Here is a 16,391-nt window from a genome sequence, read left to right on the forward strand (position 1 = left end):
CCGGGTGCGCTGAAAGGTGCATGCCCGGTGTGAGGCGGGGGAAAATCCGGAGATAACCTCAAAGGATTACCTATCGCTCAGCACCTACCGTGCTGACCGTAGCAGGCGGCACGGATGGTGTTCATTGAAGAAAGGCAAATCGGTCAATCATCAAGTGACGAAGAAAACATGAGGAGGGCGGCCAATGAGTGAGAGATTATCAGCAATGATATTTAAGGTTATATTGCCGGTGCTGGCAATCAGTTTTATGGTGCTGTTCTGCTATCCGGTCTGCAATAAGCCTGAAGGATTTGATTTCTTTATGTTCTGGATCCTCGTAGGACTTCCATTCGGCATCAGACGGATGTGGTTGTGGCTGATACCGAGGAATTACGGCATTACAGGCTCTCTTGGTGTGATAGCCCTGGATTGTATCGTTGGAGGGATTATAGGCGGTTTTATGGCTATTGTGGCTGTGATAAAAGCGGTAGCAACGACAGTACAGGTCATAACGGGGAGGTTGTGATGCATGAAGGAAACGGTGTCTGAGAAATGCCCGGAGCTTGCCGCACAATGGAGTAACAGAAATCTTCCGCTCATGCCATCTGATGTTACGATTGGATCACATAAGCGGGTGTGGTGGAGAGGCTCCTGTGGACATGAATGGCAGGCAATAGTGAAGAACAGAGTTAATGGTTCTGATTGCCCGTATTGCAACAGCAATCAGCTTTTAAAAGGCTTTAATGACCTTGCTACGATGAAGCCTGAGCTTGTATCCGAGTGGTCAGATAAAAATCATCCTCTTATGCCTGATATGGTTTTATCCTGCACCAACAAATCCGTATGGTGGAGATGCATCCAAGGGCATGAGTGGATAGCAAAGATAGCTGACAGGTATTATGGGAGCCAGTGTCCGTATTGTGAAGGACATATGCTTTATAAGGGCTTCAATGATCTTGCCAGTAATTATCCTGAACTTGCCAAGGAGTGGTCAGAGAAAAATGCTCCAAAGAGGGCTGATGAAGTATTCCCGAAGTCCAGGGAAAATGTCTGGTGGAAGTGCCGTGTATGCGGTTATGAATGGCGGGCAGTCATAGACAGCAGGGTAAAGGGTTCATCTTGTCCGGTATGCTCTGACAGAGTTGTTGTAGCCGGTGTTAATGATCTTGCAACGACGGATCCCGACCTAATACGGGAGTGGGATTATGATCGAAATAAGACTATCTTGCCGGAACAGATACATCGGAACTCACTGCGGATAGTCTGGTGGATATGCGGCCGTGGTCACAGATGGCGGGCAAAAATAGCTGATAGAGCCATTGATAAGGAGCCTTGTCATATATGCAGAAAAGAGTTTGATAAGGAGTTCCCAGATATCCTTTTGCGGTATTATTTAAAGCAGGCAGGATATGAGGTTATCATAGATGAAGAGGAACTAATAGGCATACCTCTATCAAATTTCATAAAGGAAAAGAATGCGGTTATTGAATTCTCAAAACCGTTTTATAATACAAAAGACGGATACAGATGGGAGTATGCTAAGACCCAGCTTTGCAAAAATGCAAAGATAAAGCTGATCCGTATTCTGAGACAGAGAGACAAGGAGTTTGAGGACTGTGTATGCATCACAAGGCTCAATGACTCAGATGAAGCACTTGGGGATGCCATAGAGTTGGCACTTCATATATTGAGGATAGAAGTAAGCATTGATGTAAAAGCAGACCGACCACATCTATTTGATAAATATACAGCGATAGGGCAGTTATGAGAGAAATCTTGTAGCTGCCTTTTTTATTTTGACAAAAGGGAGGATGGAATGGCAAAGAGCATAGAATCGCTAGTAGAAAAAGAAATTCAGAAGGGATCGACGCCGTTAAAGCTCGACAGTGTTATGGTTCCGGCAGAGGGTTTTAGGGATATAGATAGCAGAGAGCGTCTTATCAATATCCTTCAGTATCTTCTCCGTGTGAGAGAGCATAAAAAGCTGATATGGAATGATACCCTGTCTGCAAACAATGTCTACATGGATGTATTCCTGGGCAAGACTGATTTTCACAGAGCTGCGCTCATTACCGGGCGTGAGGAAATCTATCAGCACATCAACTGGTACGGCGGAAAGCTTAAGCCGGATTATAACGGTAAAACCGTGATAGAGTCTGATGTATGTGCTTTTTCCATAGCAGAGGATGAACTGGAGAAATGTAAGAAAACCTATGATGGGAAAGAAGCTTATTCTTTCTATTTTGGAAAATATCAGATTCGTTCTCTCTATGCGGATTGCCTTGATTACAGAAAGAATATGGCACGGGATGAAGTTACACCACATGCCACCGATGCAGATACACAACAGGCGGCACATGATAGTAAATCATCAGAGGCGGCTTATGGAAAATATAGTGAACTTTTCAGACTGAATGATGATGTGATTCGGGCAGTGCTGTTCCAGTGCCTTTTACTGGATGATCTTAAGATTGAAAATGGCATGGTATTTGCAAATCTTTATACGATTTATCTCTTGCGATAGATAGGTGTGGTCGATAATATAGTAGATAAACACAGGAGCGATGAAGATGATGGCGAGAAATCATGATAACCTGGTCGGTGAAGTGGGTAATTCCATGTACCATCAGGTCAACAGTACGGGATATGCGACAGCGGTGCAGACTCTGATGGATATGCAGATACTTTCAAAGGAAGATTATGAGAGATGGCGTAACGGACAGATTCCGTATCTGGAAAAGGTCTGCAAGGTCAATCTGAAGAAACTGGCCGCAATCCTTAATGAAATGAAGCGTTATGCAGCAAAGAATAATCTGAAGCCCAGCTTCACTTTTTATAAGCAGTGGGGACGGAAGAATAAGGAAACGGTGAAGCTCAGATTCACCAAGACCGGAAATGAGTATATGGAAAATCTGTACTCAACACATTATGTGAAAAAAGTGATTATAGAACAGGACAAGGTATGAATAGATGAATTTGAATTTGCGGGGACATCATGATAAATGAAAGAATACAGAACTATATAAATGAGCATTCATTCTGCTCAGAATATTTATTCAAGGATTGGGAGTCTTTTTTAGATCTTCTTTATGCCGAGGGCGGTTGTATTTCATCAATTCTTTGGTGGGATTACTGCAAGAAGTCACAACTTTATGAATCTGTGGGAAGTGGTGGATACAGGGATCCTGATAACGATGATTTTATATATGCTGAGACTCAGATGTTTAAGGAAGGCTTGCAAAAGTTTACACTTGATGAAATTAAGGAGTATATCAATCAGGTGATAAAATCGGGTTTTCAATATGATATCAAATATAAGAGCCATGATTTAGTGCCATCATTCTATTTGGAAGATTGACAAATTTGAGTCAGACAAAGCAATCTTAATACAAGATTTACAGCGATAGGAGCAGTTTTTATATCTCTTCGGAGAAGTAAAGGCTGCTCCTTTTTTGCGTTATGGAGATTATTATCCGGCAGGAGACCGGAGGAAAGGAACAATATGAGAAAAATATATCTTAGGAGGCTGCTGGTGCCTCCCTGGCTGTGAGCATTACCAGAGGATAAACGAAAGACAGGAGGATGATGATGCAGGAAGAAGTAACACAGAAATCTATTGCCCTTGTGATCAGAACCTCCAAACTGACTGCTGATGTGCTTAAGAAAGCCATGATTGCCTATTTAAATCACCTTAAGAGCAAACAGGCTAACTGGCATGGAAAGATTTCCGTAAAGAAGCTCATGGGCAAGGATCAGGGTGCGAATACCATGGAAATAACGGAGAATAACATCAAATCTTTTGAGCGTGTTGCGAAGAAGTACAATGTTGATTTTGCCGTGAAAAAAGACAAGACCGTGGATCCGCCAAAGTATGTTGTTTTCTTCAAGGGCAGGGATGCCGACGTGATTGCGATGGCATTCAAAGAATTTGTGCATGGAAACGAAAAGAGGCAGAACCGTGAATCCGTAAGGGATAGGCTGAACCGTTATAAGGAACTCTGGACTCAAACAATGAACAGGGAACGCGCCAGAGAAAAAACCAAGGATCGGGGACAGAGCCTATGAGTAAGGTAGTAGACGGAATCATAAAAGATTTAAAGAACATACCCGAATCCTTGCGGAAAAAGATGAGAGGCACGGATAGAAATAAGCTGATCCGGATGAGCATTCCGTATGTTATCGTAGGATATTTCTGTGATAAGTCAGCGTGGATGTTCAGACAGGTCGAGGGAGATCTCTTCCCAAGGCTTATGGATACAGCTTCAAGGCTGGGAGAGGCTTTTGCCAACCCTTTGCCGAGTTTCAATCCAATGGATCTGCTTTTTGGAGTAGCGTGTGGAGTTGGCTTCCGCCTGATCGTGTATTTCAAGGCGAAGAATGCCAAAAAGTTCAGACACGGAGTGGAGTATGGCAGCGCAAGATGGGGAAATGCAAAGGATATCGAGCCTTATATGGATCCGGTATTCGAGAACAATATCATCTTAACAGCATCGGAGAGGCTGATGATGTCGGGCAGACCAAGCTCACCCAAGTATGCCAGGAATAAAAATATCCTGGTCATAGGTGGAAGTGGCAGCGGCAAGACCCGCTTTTTCGTGAAGCCAAACCTGATGCAGATGCATAGTTCATATGTAGTTACTGACCCGAAAGGATTAACCTTTTAGGGACAGAGAAAATAACAAAAACTTGGAAAGGAGGTAATTCTCATGTCAAATACGAAAAGAACAGGACAAACAGCCCTTTATGAGCGTTTAAGTCGAGATGATGAAATGCAAGGAGAAAGCAATTCCATCACCAATCAAAAGCAACTACTTGAAAGCTATGCCAAAAGAAACGGCTTTGTAAATATCTATCACTATACCGATGATGGAGTAAGCGGAACAACCTTTGATAGAGAGGGATTTCAAAAAATGATAAAAGCAGTAGAAGAAAACAAAGTATCTACTGTGATAGTAAAAGATATGAGTAGGTTTGGCAGAGACTACCTCAAAGTAGGTTTTTACACCGAAATACTTTTCAAAGAAAAGGGAGTAAGGTTTATCGCCATCAATAACGGAATAGACAGTGAAAAACAAGCAGAAAGCGACTTTACCCCATTTCTAAATATTATGAATGAATGGTATGCAAGAGATACCTCAAGAAAAATACAATCTATCTTCCGAGCAAGAATGGAAGAGGGTAAAAGAGTATCACCAAGCGTTCCATACGGCTATTACAGAAACCCAAAGAACAAACAGGAGCTACTTGTCGATAAAGAGAGTGCAAAGGTCGTAAAACGCATTTACAATCTTGTAATAGAGGGATATGGAGTAACACAGATAGCAGATATACTAACCAAAGATAAAATCCTTATTCCATCAGCTTATGCTGAAATACATTATCCTGAAAATAATCATAGCTCAAAGAAAAGAGGGATAGAAGACCCATATTTTTGGACACCGACCACAGTAGGCTATATCTTAGAAAAAAGAGAATATATGGGACACACTGTACTTGGTAAAACAATATGCCTTGATTATAAAACCAAAAAGCGAAGAAAGGCAAAAGAAGATGAACTCATTATCTTCAAAAATACCCATGAAGCCATCATTGACGAAGAAACATGGAATAATGCGAGGAGGCTAAGAAAAACAGTAAGAAGAAGTCCAAAGTACGGGACAACCTCCCACCCATTTACAGGACTTTTAATCTGTTCCGATTGTGGAGGAAAGTTAAGTTACAGAGAGCCGGCAGAACATAAGGAAAAGAAATATGATTGTGATTATTGCTTTGTATGTCAACATTACAGACACAGAAAAGGCTCTTGCAGTATGCACTACATCAAAGTAAAAACAGTGAATGAAATTCTCTTAAAATCAATTAAAGAAATAACAGACTTTGCAAAAGAAGAAAAGCAAGAATTTCTAAAAGTGATGAACAAGTTATCCGATGAAAAAAGGGAAGAAAAGTATCAAGGAGATAAAGAGAAGTTAGGGAAACTGTCATCAAGAAATGAGGAACTAACAACGCTTATTACAAAGCTATATGAAGACCACGCACTTGGAAAAATTCCTGTAAAACACTTTGATAGATTATTTAATACCTATGATACCGAGCAACAAGACTTAGAAAAGCAAATACAGTATTTTGAACAAGAAATAGAAAGCTATCATCAAAGAAAAGTTGACACCGATAAATTTCTAAAAATGATAGAGAAATATACCGACATTGAAGAACTGACAGTAGCAATGATAAATGAGTATATAGAAAAAGTTGTAGTATACGAAGCCACAGGAGGAAGAAAAGGCAAAGATAGAAAACAACAAGTCGATGTGTATTTTAATTTTATAGGCAACTGTCAAGTGCCACAGAAAGTTGATATGGAAAAAATGGCTTGAAAATGGTAAAATGTTGTTAATTATTCAGAGAGAAAAATTAGAAGTTATAGGACAGGTGTTTTTATGAGTGAAATTTTAGCTAAGCCATGTGTTGGAGCAATTATTACCAAAACGGAAAATAATGAAAAATATATTCTTATTCAAACAAGACAAAAAGATGATGGAAATGAAACTAATGGAATGATAGAAATACCCGCTGGTAAGGTTAGAGAATATGAAAATATTTTTTCTGCACTGTGTAGAGAAGTTTTGGAAGAAACAGGATTGAAAATAACAAAGATTTATGGGAAAAATAGTGCAGTATCAAATGGGGTTGGAGATGTTACCACTATTTCGTTTGAACCATATTGTGTTACACAAAATTTATCTGGTGCGTATTCTATTATTCTTATTACATTTTTATGCGAGGCAGAGGGGAATTTGTTAAATTACACAAATGAAACCCAAAATATTAGATGGGAAAAGATTTCGTATGTGGAAGAATTGTTAAAAGAAAAAATAGAGCAAGTATTCTTTATGCATGTAAATGCTTTGAAAAAATTTTTAAACCTATAAATCTCTGTTTGTCGAAGTAAAACAATTAAATAAAAACAATAATATAGCAACTTACAAAACAGTAAATCAAATTGGTTTACTGTTTTTTCTTGCTCAAAATTAGAAAGAGAGGAAAAGAGAAAATGAAAAATATAGATGAAAAAATTTTAATGGCAGAAGAAGAAATAAAGCAGTTACAAAACAAAAGAAAAAAACTCATCAGTCAGCAGAAACAGGAAGAACGAAAAAAGAGAGATAGACGGCTTTATGAAAAAGGAGCAGTCTTTGAAAGTATCTTTACCGAAAGCAAAGACTTTACCAAAGATGAATTTTATCAGCTCATCACATTTCCAAATATCAAAGAAGCAATCAATCAAAAAATCCTAAAAATCATAGAAAAGCGAGAAGAAAGAGCATATAAAAATACAGAAAACCAAGAGGAAGAAATGGACATAGAGGAATAGTCCCTTGTTTACAAGGGCGCACTTATACACCCTAAAGGGTGTGTGCGTTCTCCGAAGGCTCTTAGCAGAGGGCATATCAGCTTAACGCTGATACAGGGGAGCTACACTCCCCTACGGAAATAAATTTCCTACCCCTTGTGTACTTACCAAAAGAAAACGGATAAAAAAATCCGATTTTTTTTAGTAAGTCTTTATCATCGCCATCATACTCACATCAAAAAAGAGAGGAGGTTTTTCTTGTGGCTATATATCATCTTAGTATAAAGATTATTTCAAGAGGCAAAGGCAAAAGTGCAGTGGCAGCTTCCGCCTATCGAAGTGGCGAAAAGATAAAAAATGAATATGACGGTATAGTCCATGACTTTACAAGAAAGGGCGGAATAGCACACACCGAAATTATTTTACCACAAAATGCACCACAGGAATTTGCAAACCGTTCTGTTTTATGGAATAGTGTTGAGAAGATCGAAAAAAGTAAAAATTCACAACTTGCAAGAGAAATAGAAATCGCCCTACCAAAAGAATTAAGCAGAGAAAAACAGATAGAGCTTGTAAGGGAATATGTAAAAGAAAATTTTGTGAAAGTTGGTATGTGTGCAGATATTGCATTACACGATAAAAATGACGGAAACACACACGCTCACATATTATTAACTATGAGACCATTAAACGAAAATAAGACATGGGGAGCAAAATCAAAAAAAGAATATATCCTTGATGAAAATGGCGAGAAAATAAAACTCAAAAAAGGGAACTATAAAACAAAAAAAATCAATACAGTTGATTGGAACGATCAAGACAAAGCAGAAGAGTGGCGAAAAGCATGGGCAGATATTACAAACAAATATTTGGAAGAAAACAGCATACAGGAAAAAGTCGACCATCGCTCCTATCAAAGACAAGGTATAGAACAAATACCGACTATTCATTTAGGCGTATCAGTCACCCAAATGGAGAAGAAAGGCATAGCCACCGACAGAGGAAATATCAACCGAGAAATCAAACATCAAAATATGATTTTAAGAGAAATCTCAAGACGAATAAAAGCCTTAATGAGATGGATAAGGAGTTTAACAACAGATAAAAATAATGATACTCCAAAAGACAAACAGTACGATATAGCCATACACTCCGATACTCAATCAAAACAAAATGATTTAACAGATATACTATCTCATTTCATAAAAGAAAATGCAGATAACCATAACACAGACTTAGAAAAATATATCGAAAGCTATCAGTATCTTAAAGAGAAAAACATCACTTCAATATTAGAACTGAAAGAAAGTATATCAGCATTAAGAGATAAGAACTATAATACTACAAGAGCTATCAAAGATACTGAAAAGAAAATAAATGATAGAGTACAGCTTATCGACCAAGCCGAGAAATATCTCAAGCATAAAGACACCTATAAAACATATACCAAGACAAAGAAAAGCAAGCAAGATACTTTCTACAATGAGCATACGGCAGAGATTATTTTATTTGAAAGTGCCAAGAAATATCTGAAAGAACATTTAGGAGAAAGTAAAACCTTAGCTATCAGTAAATGGAAATTAGAAGTTGCCAATATGAAAAAAGAGAAAAATAGCCTTTACAATCAAATATTAGAAATACGAGAAGAAGTAAAACAGGCAGAAAAAGTTAAGACCTGCATAGAGCAATTACAGGAACAAGAAAAGCAACTACCACAGTTAAAGAGAAACGAGTTATACCTATAAAACTAAGTGAAAAAATGGTATAATATTAAACAAGTATTTGATTTTGGAGGTGCTTAAATTTATGGATGAAAGAGAGAAAATCATTCGTTTATGGTTTGATATGTGGCTTACACAACAAGACTTAGGAATAGATGATATTTTTTTAGATGATGTAATTTATATTGAGAGTTGGTGTCCTAAGTATGAAAATCGGCAAACAGTAAAGCACTGGTTTAATGAGTGGAATACAAGAGGAATAGTTCTTGCGTGGGATATAAAGCAATTTTTTCATAAGGATAATCAAACTATTGTAGAATGGCACTTCAAAAATAAAATGAATGAGGGGAAAGTTGAAGAATTTGATGGTATCTCTTTGATTGTTTGGACAGCCGATAATAAGATAAAAGCATTGAAAGAGTTTGGTTGTAATTGTAATAACTACAATCCTTACAAAGAGAGTGAAACACCGTTGTTTAGAGATGAAAAAGTGAATTGGTTTTGAGGAGAGTGCCATGGATATAGATAGATTTTTCAAAACGGTTTTATCACAAAATGCAGAAGAACTTAGAAAATATTTTCAAAAGAATGCTGTTATAAAATGGCACTGCACAAATGAGTTTTTTACCTTAGAAGAGTATATAAAGGCAAATTGTGAATACCCGGGAAATTGGAATGGAGAAATAGAGAGAATTGAAGAAAATGAAGATACCATTATTTTAGCTTGTCGAGTTTTTCCAACAGATAATAGTGAGTCTTTTCATGTAGTAAGTTTTATCCATCTTAAAGACAATTTGATTGTTGATATGGATGAATATTGGTCTGATGATGGATTGGCACCAGAATGGCGTAAGAAAATGAAAATTGGGAAACACATTAGGTAAATTCAATTTTGTAAATCAAGCAACTTAATAAAAACTAACACAGAACAGTAAATCTAAAAAAGGTTTACTGTTTTTTCTTCGTCTAAAAATGGAAAGGAGGAAACATGGAAGAAGAAAAAAGAGAAATAAAAGCACCGCATAATAAACAGTTAATTATGGATATTGGAAAGACAAAATACACTGTAAACTTACATTTCAAGCAAGGAACAGGAGAAACATACAAAGATAAAATACTGAAGTTAATCGAGCGAGAAACAGAGAAGATATAAATTTGTTAAAGAAATTTTGTTTATGTCCTTGACAAATCTTCCCAAAAGGCACAGTTTTGGTTGAGTGCGGGAGGATGCTTAAAAAGGGCATTCCGCTCTTAGATGATAACGGTGCCGTGGTGAAGGATGACAAGGGAAAGACCGTCTATCAGCCTTACAAAATTAAGGTCCTGAACACAATAAACTTTGCACGCTCCATGCACTATAACCCCTTCGCCTACATCCGTAGTGAGAAGGATATCTTAAAACTGGTAAACACGATCATAGTAAACACGAAGGGAGAGGGCCAGCAGTCCGGGGAAGATTTTTGGGTCAAAGCCGAGAAACTGTTATATACAGCATACATCGGCTTTATCTGGTATGAAGCTCCGGAAAAAGAACAGAATTTCTCTATGCTGATCGACATGATCGACGCCAGTGAGGCAAGAGAGGATGATGAAAGCTTCAAAAACCCTGTGGATCTGCTCTTTGATGAGCTTGAAGCAGAGAAGCCGAATCACTTCGCCGTACGCCAATATAAAAAATATAAATTGGCCGCCGGCAAGACAGCGAAAAGTATTTTAATTTCATGCGGCGCAAGGCTTGCTCCGTTTGATATTGCAGAGCTTCGGGAGCTTACCAGTTATGATGAACTGGAGCTTGATAAGCTGGGTACTGAGAGAACGGCATTGTTTGTTATTATCTCCGACACAGATGATACATTCAACTTTATCGTCAGTATCATGTACACACAGCTGTTCAACCTGCTCTGCGAGATCGCTGACAATGTTTATAACGGGAGACTGCCAATCCATGTGCGATGTCTTTTGGACGAGTTTGCAAATATCGGTCAGATCCCAAAGTTTGAGAAGCTGATAGCGACCATCAGATCGCGTGAAATATCGGCTTCTATTATTTTACAGTCAAAGTCCCAGCTCAAGGCTATTTATAAGGACAATGCGGACACCATCGAAGGCAACTGCGACACAACCCTGTTTTTGGGAGGCAAGGAAAAAACGACCTTGAAAGAAATGGCAGAGATCCTCGGTAAAGAAACCATTGACCTTTATAATACCTCGGACACAAGAGGTACGAGCCAGTCCTACGGTCTGAATTATCAGAAGACCGGTAAAGAACTCATGAGCCAGGATGAGATAGCAGTCATGGACGGGGGGAAATGTATCATGCAGCTGAGAGGCGTGAGACCTTTTTTCTCAGATAAATACGATATAACGCAGCATAAGCAGTACAAGAAGCTGTCCGATTATGACAAGAAAAATGAATTTGACATTGAAAAATATGTCAAGAACCTCTGTCATGCGGTAGTTAAATCGGATGACAAGATGGATGCGGCATTTGAATATGATGCTGCAACAGGAAAAATTGAACAGGTCAAAGGCGAGACGGAGGAGAAATCCCAAACCTGAGCCAAGACCGAAACTACAACTTCATAGGATGAAGCTAAACGGATCCTTGCGGACAAACCTGATGCGGATTCCATCCATAAAGGAAGCAGACGATGAGCGCCTACCAAGCAAACATCATCATCTGCCCCAAGCGGGAATGGCATAACCAGACCCTGCGTTCATTTTATCAGATATGTGCGACGTTGCACATAAAAGGATAGATGAAGCAGGGTATTTTTATGCCTTCCAAGAGTAACAATCAAAAAACTAATCAAATAATTGGAAGGAGGATGGACACCCGATTAGCATTTTGAAAAGTCAGTATTTAACGGCTTTCTGATTGCTAAATAGAACGGGTGTTCGATGTTAAGATGAGCTTTTTTTCTAGTAGCGTAACTGCCCTTAAAACTGTCGTAACCGCCATCGGCGCAGGTGTAGCCGTATGGGGAATCATCAACTTGCTGGAGGGCTATGGTAACGATAACCCCGGTGCTAAATCACAGGGAATCAAGCAGCTGATGGCGGGCGGAGGTATCGTAATCATCGCCCAGACGGTGATCCCTCAGCTTACTTCTCTCTTTTCATAAGGAGAAGATCACGATAGATGAACACTATCGTTGAAAAGATTACCGAACTCATAAAGGAAATGCTGCAAGGTTGGGTAATGTCTAACCTCGAAGGAATGTTTACCGATGTGAATACAAAGGTAGGCACCATTGCCGGAGAGGTTAGCCAGACTCCCAGCGCATGGAACGCAGGTATTTTCAATATGATCAAAAACCTGTCAGATACGGTCATCATACCGATAGCCGGGATCATCATAACCTATGTGCTGTGTTATGAGCTGATAACGATGGTAATAGACAAGAACAACATGCATGAATTCGATACGAGCCTTTTCTTCAGATATCTTTTCAAGGCGTGCATAGCAGTAATGCTGCTTAGCAAGACCTCGGATATCGTTATGGCGATCTTCGATGTGGGCGGTCACATGGTAAGTGAGGCTGCCAGTGCCATCACAGGTTCCACTTCGCTTGATGTGGGAGCCACGATTCAGTCAATGTTTTCGTCACAGCTGTCAACCATGGAGATAGGCGAGCTGATAGGTCTTGGCATAGAAACGATGTTCTGCAGCTTTTGTATGAAGATCATGTCCGTTTTGATCACCGTCATATTATACGGGCGCATGATTGAAATCTATCTTTATGTTTCGGTAGCACCGATGCCTTTTGCAACCCTTGTGAACAGGGAGTGGGGAAGCATCGGATCCAACTATATCAAAGGATGCATAGCACTGGCTTTCCAGGGATTTTTCATTATGGTATGCGTGGCAATCTACGCAGTCCTTGTAAATGCTGTGGCAGTGGCTTCAAATCTGCACTCAGCTCTTTGGCAGGTAATGGCTTATACCGTTGTCCTGTGCTTCTCCCTGTTTAAGACCGGATCTCTCGCAAAGAGCATCCTTCATGCTTCATAAAAACGGAGGTGACTAAAACATGGCAATCGCAGTTGATGTGGCAAAGGACCCGAAAGCGATCAAGTCGAAATTCATCGGGAATTTTACAAAGCGTCAGGTCATTTGCTTTGGAGCGGCTGCCGTGGTGGGAGTACCATTTTATCTTCTGACAAGAAAGGTAATCGGGACGGACGTGGCTGCCCTCATGATGGTGGCAGTCATGCTCCCGTTCTTCTTTATAGCAATGTATGAAAAGGACGGAGTGCCTGCAGAGCAGTATCTGAAACAGGTCATTGAGATGAAATTCATCCGGCCCGGGATAAGAAGGTACAAGGTGGAAAACCTCTACGAGCAGTTAAGAGAAAGAGAATCTATGGAAAAGGAGGTGGAAGCTCTTGAACGCAAGCAAAAAAAGTGGAAAGAAGAGCGTTACGGCAAAGCAGACGGCAAGTCAAAAGAAGACAACTAAGCCTGCAAAAGCCGTGCAGAGCAGGAAAGGCGGCAAGTCGCTGTTTGAGAGATTCACGGGACTTACGCTTGCAGAGTTCTTAAAGCTGAAAAAGCTTAAGAAAACGCTCTCCGGAGATAATGGTCAGTCCGGCAAGCAGATTTCCACACAACAGACCATAACCTTTGACAAGATGTATCAGGATGGCATCTGCAAGGTTAGAAAGAATTATTACACGAAGATGATCGAGTTTTATGATCTGAACTATGTGCTTCTGGATGAGGAAGAGAGGGCGGATATACTGGGGCTGTATTCACAGCTCATAAATTATTTTGATCCGACCATCAGCTTTCAGATTTTCCTCTTCAACAGGCATGTGAATGAGGAGACGCTGGCGGCACAGTTTGAGATTTCTCCTCAGGGAGATAAGTTCGACGATATCCGTGAAGAGTTTTCGGATATGTTAAAGAGCCTGTCTGCAAAGGGGAATAACGGAGTCATCAAGAGCAAATATATCATTTTCGGCATCGAAGCAGAGAATATCAAGGAAGCAAGGCAGAGGTTCATAAGCCTTGAGGCAGATATCATAAAGAACCTCAAAAACCTTGGTACCAATGCGAAGTGTCTCGACGGAAAGGAACGCTTAAGAGTCCTGTATGAGTTTTTCAATCAGGATAAGATGGAACCTTTCAGTTTTTCATTTAAGGAAATGGCAGAGTCCGGCAATACGGTTAAGGATTATATCGCACCGCAGGGCTTTGAGTTCCGTTTCCCCGGCAGATATAAGATGGGGCATATGTTTGGAGCTACGAAGTATCTTGACATCATATCCCCGAAGCTCAATGACGAGCTGCTTAAGAGGCTTTTGGATATAGACAGCAATATCTCCATATCCATCCACATGAGAACCATTGAGCCTACAGAAGCGATCAAGCTCTTAAAAAGAGCATTGTCGGATGTTCAGAAAACTAAGATCGACGAGCAGAAAAAAGCAGTCAGAGCCGGGTATGACATGGACATTCTTCCTACGGACATTGTTCTGTATGAAAAGAATACCATGGAGCTTTTGGATGATCTGAATACCAGTAATCAGAAGCTTATATGGACAACGATCCTGATATCGAGTTTTGGAAGAAACAAGAAGGAACTGGAGAGCGTATCACAGAGGGTATCGGGTATCATTCAACAGGCAAACTGCAGGCTTATCGACCTTCAGTACAAGCAGGAAGTGGCTATGAATGCCGCAGCTCCTATCGGCATCAATGAAACGAAAGAGGGCAGGCATCTGATCACAAAGAACCTGGCGATCCTTGTGCCGTTCAATACGCAGGAGCTTTTCCAGTCGGGACAGTCTTTGTATTACGGGCTGAATGCCCTAAGTAACAACATGATCATGGCAGATCGTAAGAAGCTTCGTACACCGAACGGCGTAATCTTAGGTACGCCTGGTTCCGGTAAATCATTTTCTGCAAAGCGTGAGATACTTGGAAGTTTCCTTGTATCAAGGGATGACATTTTGATCTGTGATCCCGAGGGCGAGTATTACCCGCTTGTAAAGGCGCTTGGCGGCGAGGTGGTTAAGCTGGCAACCAATTCAAAAGATTATCTGAATCCCATGGATATTCAGCTTTCCCATAAGAACGATAGGGAGGCACTTAAGCTTAAGTCAGACTTTTTGATCACGCTCTGTGATGCAATCGCAGGCGGGGAGACAGGTCTTGCAAATGATGAAAAGGGTATCATCGACCGCTGTATCGAGGGCATATACGATGAGTATTTCAAAGACCCGAAACCGGAAAATATGCCGATATTGGAAGATCTTTATAACGCACTGGTCAAGTATGAGCCTGACAAAGCTGTATCGGAGGAGCTTGCCATTGATGCAAAGCAGAAGGCGGTGCGTATCGCAAACAGCCTTGTTTTATATGTACATGGTTCTCAGAACTATTTTAATCACCGTACCAATGTTGACAGTCAGAACAGAATCGTATGTTTTGACATCAGAGACTTGGGTAAGCAGTTAAAAGAACTTGGAATGCTGATCGTGCAGGATGCGGTATGGAACAGGGTTTCCCGTAACCGTGAGCGCAGGGTGGCTACCCGTTACTACTGTGACGAGTTCCACTTACTTTTAAGAGATAAGCAGACTGCGCAGTATTCGGTGGAGATATGGAAGCGTTTCAGAAAGTGGGGCGGTATTCCCACAGGTCTGACGCAGAACGTAGGTGACTTCCTTCGTTCGGAGGAGATTGAGGGTATCCTTGGTAACAGCGATTTTGTATATCTCCTTAACCAGAACGCAAAGGATCAGGTGATCCTGGCAGATAAGCTGGGACTTTCAGAGAAGCAGCTCCAGTATGTAACAAACTCTGAATCCGGATGCGGACTCATTCTTTTTAATGATGTGGTCATTCCATTTGCGGATAGGTATCCGACAGATACCAAGACGTATGCGATCATGAACACTCGTCCACAGGAGGAAGAGGAACATACTGCTGACAAGGGAGATGATGCAGATGGCGAAGAAAAAGAATAATACGGCAAGGAAGGCAGTATCGGATATAACCGGGGCTAAACCCGAGGGATTTGATGCGAAAGCCGATGCTGGAGATTTTAAGAAAGCACGGGCGGGTCCTACGGGATCCGCTGATGGAAAGGTAAAGAGCAATGCTCACAAAAGCAAGGCTGTAAGCGAAGCACAGGAGATGTTTAATGCTGCACCTGCAAATACGGTTTCCCAGGCTGACGAAAAGAGCAGAAAAGTTAATTAAAGGTTTCCCAATCTGCCGTACTATAGAGTAACGACAGATCAGGGATTCTTCCGTGGACGTCCTCTCGGACACTTCGGTTTCTGTTCCTGTGGCTCCTTTTTCGGCCGTCCTCGTTTCTTCGGCT

The 16,391-nt window shown here is 40.6% G+C and carries 18 protein-coding genes and 2 pseudogenes; all 20 read left to right on the forward strand.

Annotation, left to right across the window (positions count from 1 at the left end):
* Positions 1-184: 184 nt before the first annotated feature.
* Positions 185-505, forward strand: a complete 321-nt coding sequence (locus tag E0E20_RS13140) for a DUF6050 family protein (RefSeq protein ID WP_130838633.1) — start codon at positions 185-187, stop codon at positions 503-505.
* Between the two features lie 3 nt (positions 506-508).
* Positions 509-1,747, forward strand: a complete 1,239-nt coding sequence (locus E0E20_RS13145; protein WP_130838634.1) for a zinc-ribbon domain-containing protein — start codon at positions 509-511, stop codon at positions 1,745-1,747.
* A gap of 48 nt (positions 1,748-1,795) precedes the next feature.
* Positions 1,796-2,503, forward strand: a complete 708-nt coding sequence (locus E0E20_RS13150) for a hypothetical protein (RefSeq protein WP_130838635.1) — start codon at positions 1,796-1,798, stop codon at positions 2,501-2,503.
* Positions 2,504-2,549: 46 nt separating this feature from the next.
* Positions 2,550-2,945, forward strand: coding sequence for a hypothetical protein (locus E0E20_RS13155; RefSeq protein ID WP_242622804.1), 396 nt, complete (start codon positions 2,550-2,552; stop codon positions 2,943-2,945).
* A 29-nt stretch (positions 2,946-2,974) separates the two neighbouring features.
* Positions 2,975-3,337, forward strand: coding sequence for a hypothetical protein (locus E0E20_RS13160; RefSeq protein WP_130838636.1), 363 nt, complete (start codon positions 2,975-2,977; stop codon positions 3,335-3,337).
* Positions 3,338-3,567: 230 nt separating this feature from the next.
* Positions 3,568-4,044, forward strand: a complete 477-nt coding sequence (locus E0E20_RS13165; RefSeq protein WP_130838637.1) for a PcfB family protein — start codon at positions 3,568-3,570, stop codon at positions 4,042-4,044.
* A 62-nt stretch (positions 4,045-4,106) separates the two neighbouring features.
* Positions 4,107-4,631 (forward strand): annotated as a pseudogene (locus tag E0E20_RS13170) (type IV secretory system conjugative DNA transfer family protein); the annotation flags it as partial.
* A gap of 54 nt (positions 4,632-4,685) precedes the next feature.
* On the forward strand, positions 4,686-6,356 hold the full coding sequence (locus tag E0E20_RS13175; RefSeq protein ID WP_130838639.1) for a recombinase family protein: 1,671 nt from the start codon (positions 4,686-4,688) through the stop codon (positions 6,354-6,356).
* A 63-nt stretch (positions 6,357-6,419) separates the two neighbouring features.
* Positions 6,420-6,911 (forward strand): NUDIX hydrolase, encoded by a 492-nt coding sequence (locus E0E20_RS13180; protein ID WP_130838640.1) that lies wholly within the window; start codon positions 6,420-6,422, stop codon positions 6,909-6,911.
* 122 nt (positions 6,912-7,033) lie between these two features.
* Positions 7,034-7,354: a DUF3847 domain-containing protein gene (locus E0E20_RS13185; protein WP_130838641.1), complete on the forward strand. Its 321-nt coding sequence runs from the start codon at positions 7,034-7,036 to the stop codon at positions 7,352-7,354.
* A 239-nt stretch (positions 7,355-7,593) separates the two neighbouring features.
* Positions 7,594-9,078 carry a MobQ family relaxase gene (mobQ, locus tag E0E20_RS13190; RefSeq protein ID WP_130838642.1) on the forward strand — a complete coding sequence of 495 codons (1,485 nt, stop codon included), beginning with the start codon at positions 7,594-7,596 and terminating at the stop codon, positions 9,076-9,078.
* 61 nt (positions 9,079-9,139) lie between these two features.
* Positions 9,140-9,559 (forward strand): nuclear transport factor 2 family protein, encoded by a 420-nt coding sequence (locus tag E0E20_RS13195; protein WP_130838643.1) that lies wholly within the window; start codon positions 9,140-9,142, stop codon positions 9,557-9,559.
* A 10-nt stretch (positions 9,560-9,569) separates the two neighbouring features.
* Positions 9,570-9,938, forward strand: coding sequence for a nuclear transport factor 2 family protein (locus E0E20_RS13200; RefSeq protein ID WP_130838644.1), 369 nt, complete (start codon positions 9,570-9,572; stop codon positions 9,936-9,938).
* A 104-nt stretch (positions 9,939-10,042) separates the two neighbouring features.
* A complete protein-coding gene (locus E0E20_RS13205; protein ID WP_130838645.1) occupies positions 10,043-10,207 on the forward strand; it encodes a transposon-encoded TnpW family protein in 165 nt (54 codons plus the stop codon).
* 41 nt (positions 10,208-10,248) lie between these two features.
* Positions 10,249-11,613, forward strand: a pseudogene (locus tag E0E20_RS13210) (VirD4-like conjugal transfer protein, CD1115 family); the annotation flags it as partial.
* A 350-nt stretch (positions 11,614-11,963) separates the two neighbouring features.
* Entirely contained in the window at positions 11,964-12,179 is a 216-nt protein-coding gene (locus E0E20_RS13215) for a Maff2 family mobile element protein (protein ID WP_092871265.1), read from the forward strand.
* Between the two features lie 17 nt (positions 12,180-12,196).
* On the forward strand, positions 12,197-13,069 hold the full coding sequence (locus E0E20_RS13220) for a VirB6/TrbL-like conjugal transfer protein, CD1112 family (protein ID WP_026667050.1): 873 nt from the start codon (positions 12,197-12,199) through the stop codon (positions 13,067-13,069).
* 19 nt (positions 13,070-13,088) lie between these two features.
* Positions 13,089-13,517, forward strand: a complete 429-nt coding sequence (locus E0E20_RS13225) for a PrgI family protein (protein ID WP_092871267.1) — start codon at positions 13,089-13,091, stop codon at positions 13,515-13,517.
* Complete coding sequence (locus E0E20_RS13230; RefSeq protein ID WP_330508994.1) at positions 13,444-16,032, forward strand: VirB4-like conjugal transfer ATPase, CD1110 family; 2,589 nt, start codon at positions 13,444-13,446, stop codon at positions 16,030-16,032. Before E0E20_RS13225 ends, E0E20_RS13230 begins: the two co-directional genes overlap by 74 nt.
* Positions 16,013-16,267, forward strand: a complete 255-nt coding sequence (locus E0E20_RS13235) for a hypothetical protein (protein ID WP_130838647.1) — start codon at positions 16,013-16,015, stop codon at positions 16,265-16,267. The genes E0E20_RS13230 and E0E20_RS13235 overlap by 20 nt, the downstream gene beginning before the upstream one ends.
* Positions 16,268-16,391: the final 124 nt, after the last annotated feature.

Source organism: Lachnoclostridium sp. Marseille-P6806 (assembly GCF_900625025.1).
Classification (GTDB): domain Bacteria; phylum Bacillota; class Clostridia; order Lachnospirales; family Lachnospiraceae; genus CAG-791.

What these genes read in the sequence shown, in the direction of transcription:
- E0E20_RS13140 (WP_130838633.1), top strand. Translation starts at nt 185, where the DNA reads ATGAGTGAGAGATTATCAGCAATGATATTTAAGGTTATATTGCCGGTG.
- E0E20_RS13160 (WP_130838636.1), top strand. Translation starts at nt 2,975, where the DNA reads ATGATAAATGAAAGAATACAGAACTATATAAATGAGCATTCATTCTGC.
- E0E20_RS13200 (WP_130838644.1), top strand. Translation starts at nt 9,570, where the DNA reads ATGGATATAGATAGATTTTTCAAAACGGTTTTATCACAAAATGCAGAA.
- E0E20_RS13205 (WP_130838645.1), top strand. Translation starts at nt 10,043, where the DNA reads ATGGAAGAAGAAAAAAGAGAAATAAAAGCACCGCATAATAAACAGTTA.
- E0E20_RS13145 (WP_130838634.1), top strand. Translation starts at nt 509, where the DNA reads ATGAAGGAAACGGTGTCTGAGAAATGCCCGGAGCTTGCCGCACAATGG.
- E0E20_RS13215 (WP_092871265.1), top strand. Translation starts at nt 11,964, where the DNA reads ATGAGCTTTTTTTCTAGTAGCGTAACTGCCCTTAAAACTGTCGTAACC.
- E0E20_RS13235 (WP_130838647.1), top strand. Translation starts at nt 16,013, where the DNA reads ATGGCGAAGAAAAAGAATAATACGGCAAGGAAGGCAGTATCGGATATA.
- E0E20_RS13150 (WP_130838635.1), top strand. Translation starts at nt 1,796, where the DNA reads ATGGCAAAGAGCATAGAATCGCTAGTAGAAAAAGAAATTCAGAAGGGA.
- E0E20_RS13175 (WP_130838639.1), top strand. Translation starts at nt 4,686, where the DNA reads ATGTCAAATACGAAAAGAACAGGACAAACAGCCCTTTATGAGCGTTTA.
- E0E20_RS13165 (WP_130838637.1), top strand. Translation starts at nt 3,568, where the DNA reads ATGCAGGAAGAAGTAACACAGAAATCTATTGCCCTTGTGATCAGAACC.
- E0E20_RS13195 (WP_130838643.1), top strand. Translation starts at nt 9,140, where the DNA reads ATGGATGAAAGAGAGAAAATCATTCGTTTATGGTTTGATATGTGGCTT.
- E0E20_RS13185 (WP_130838641.1), top strand. Translation starts at nt 7,034, where the DNA reads ATGAAAAATATAGATGAAAAAATTTTAATGGCAGAAGAAGAAATAAAG.
- E0E20_RS13155 (WP_242622804.1), top strand. Translation starts at nt 2,550, where the DNA reads ATGATGGCGAGAAATCATGATAACCTGGTCGGTGAAGTGGGTAATTCC.
- E0E20_RS13220 (WP_026667050.1), top strand. Translation starts at nt 12,197, where the DNA reads ATGAACACTATCGTTGAAAAGATTACCGAACTCATAAAGGAAATGCTG.
- E0E20_RS13180 (WP_130838640.1), top strand. Translation starts at nt 6,420, where the DNA reads ATGAGTGAAATTTTAGCTAAGCCATGTGTTGGAGCAATTATTACCAAA.
- E0E20_RS13225 (WP_092871267.1), top strand. Translation starts at nt 13,089, where the DNA reads ATGGCAATCGCAGTTGATGTGGCAAAGGACCCGAAAGCGATCAAGTCG.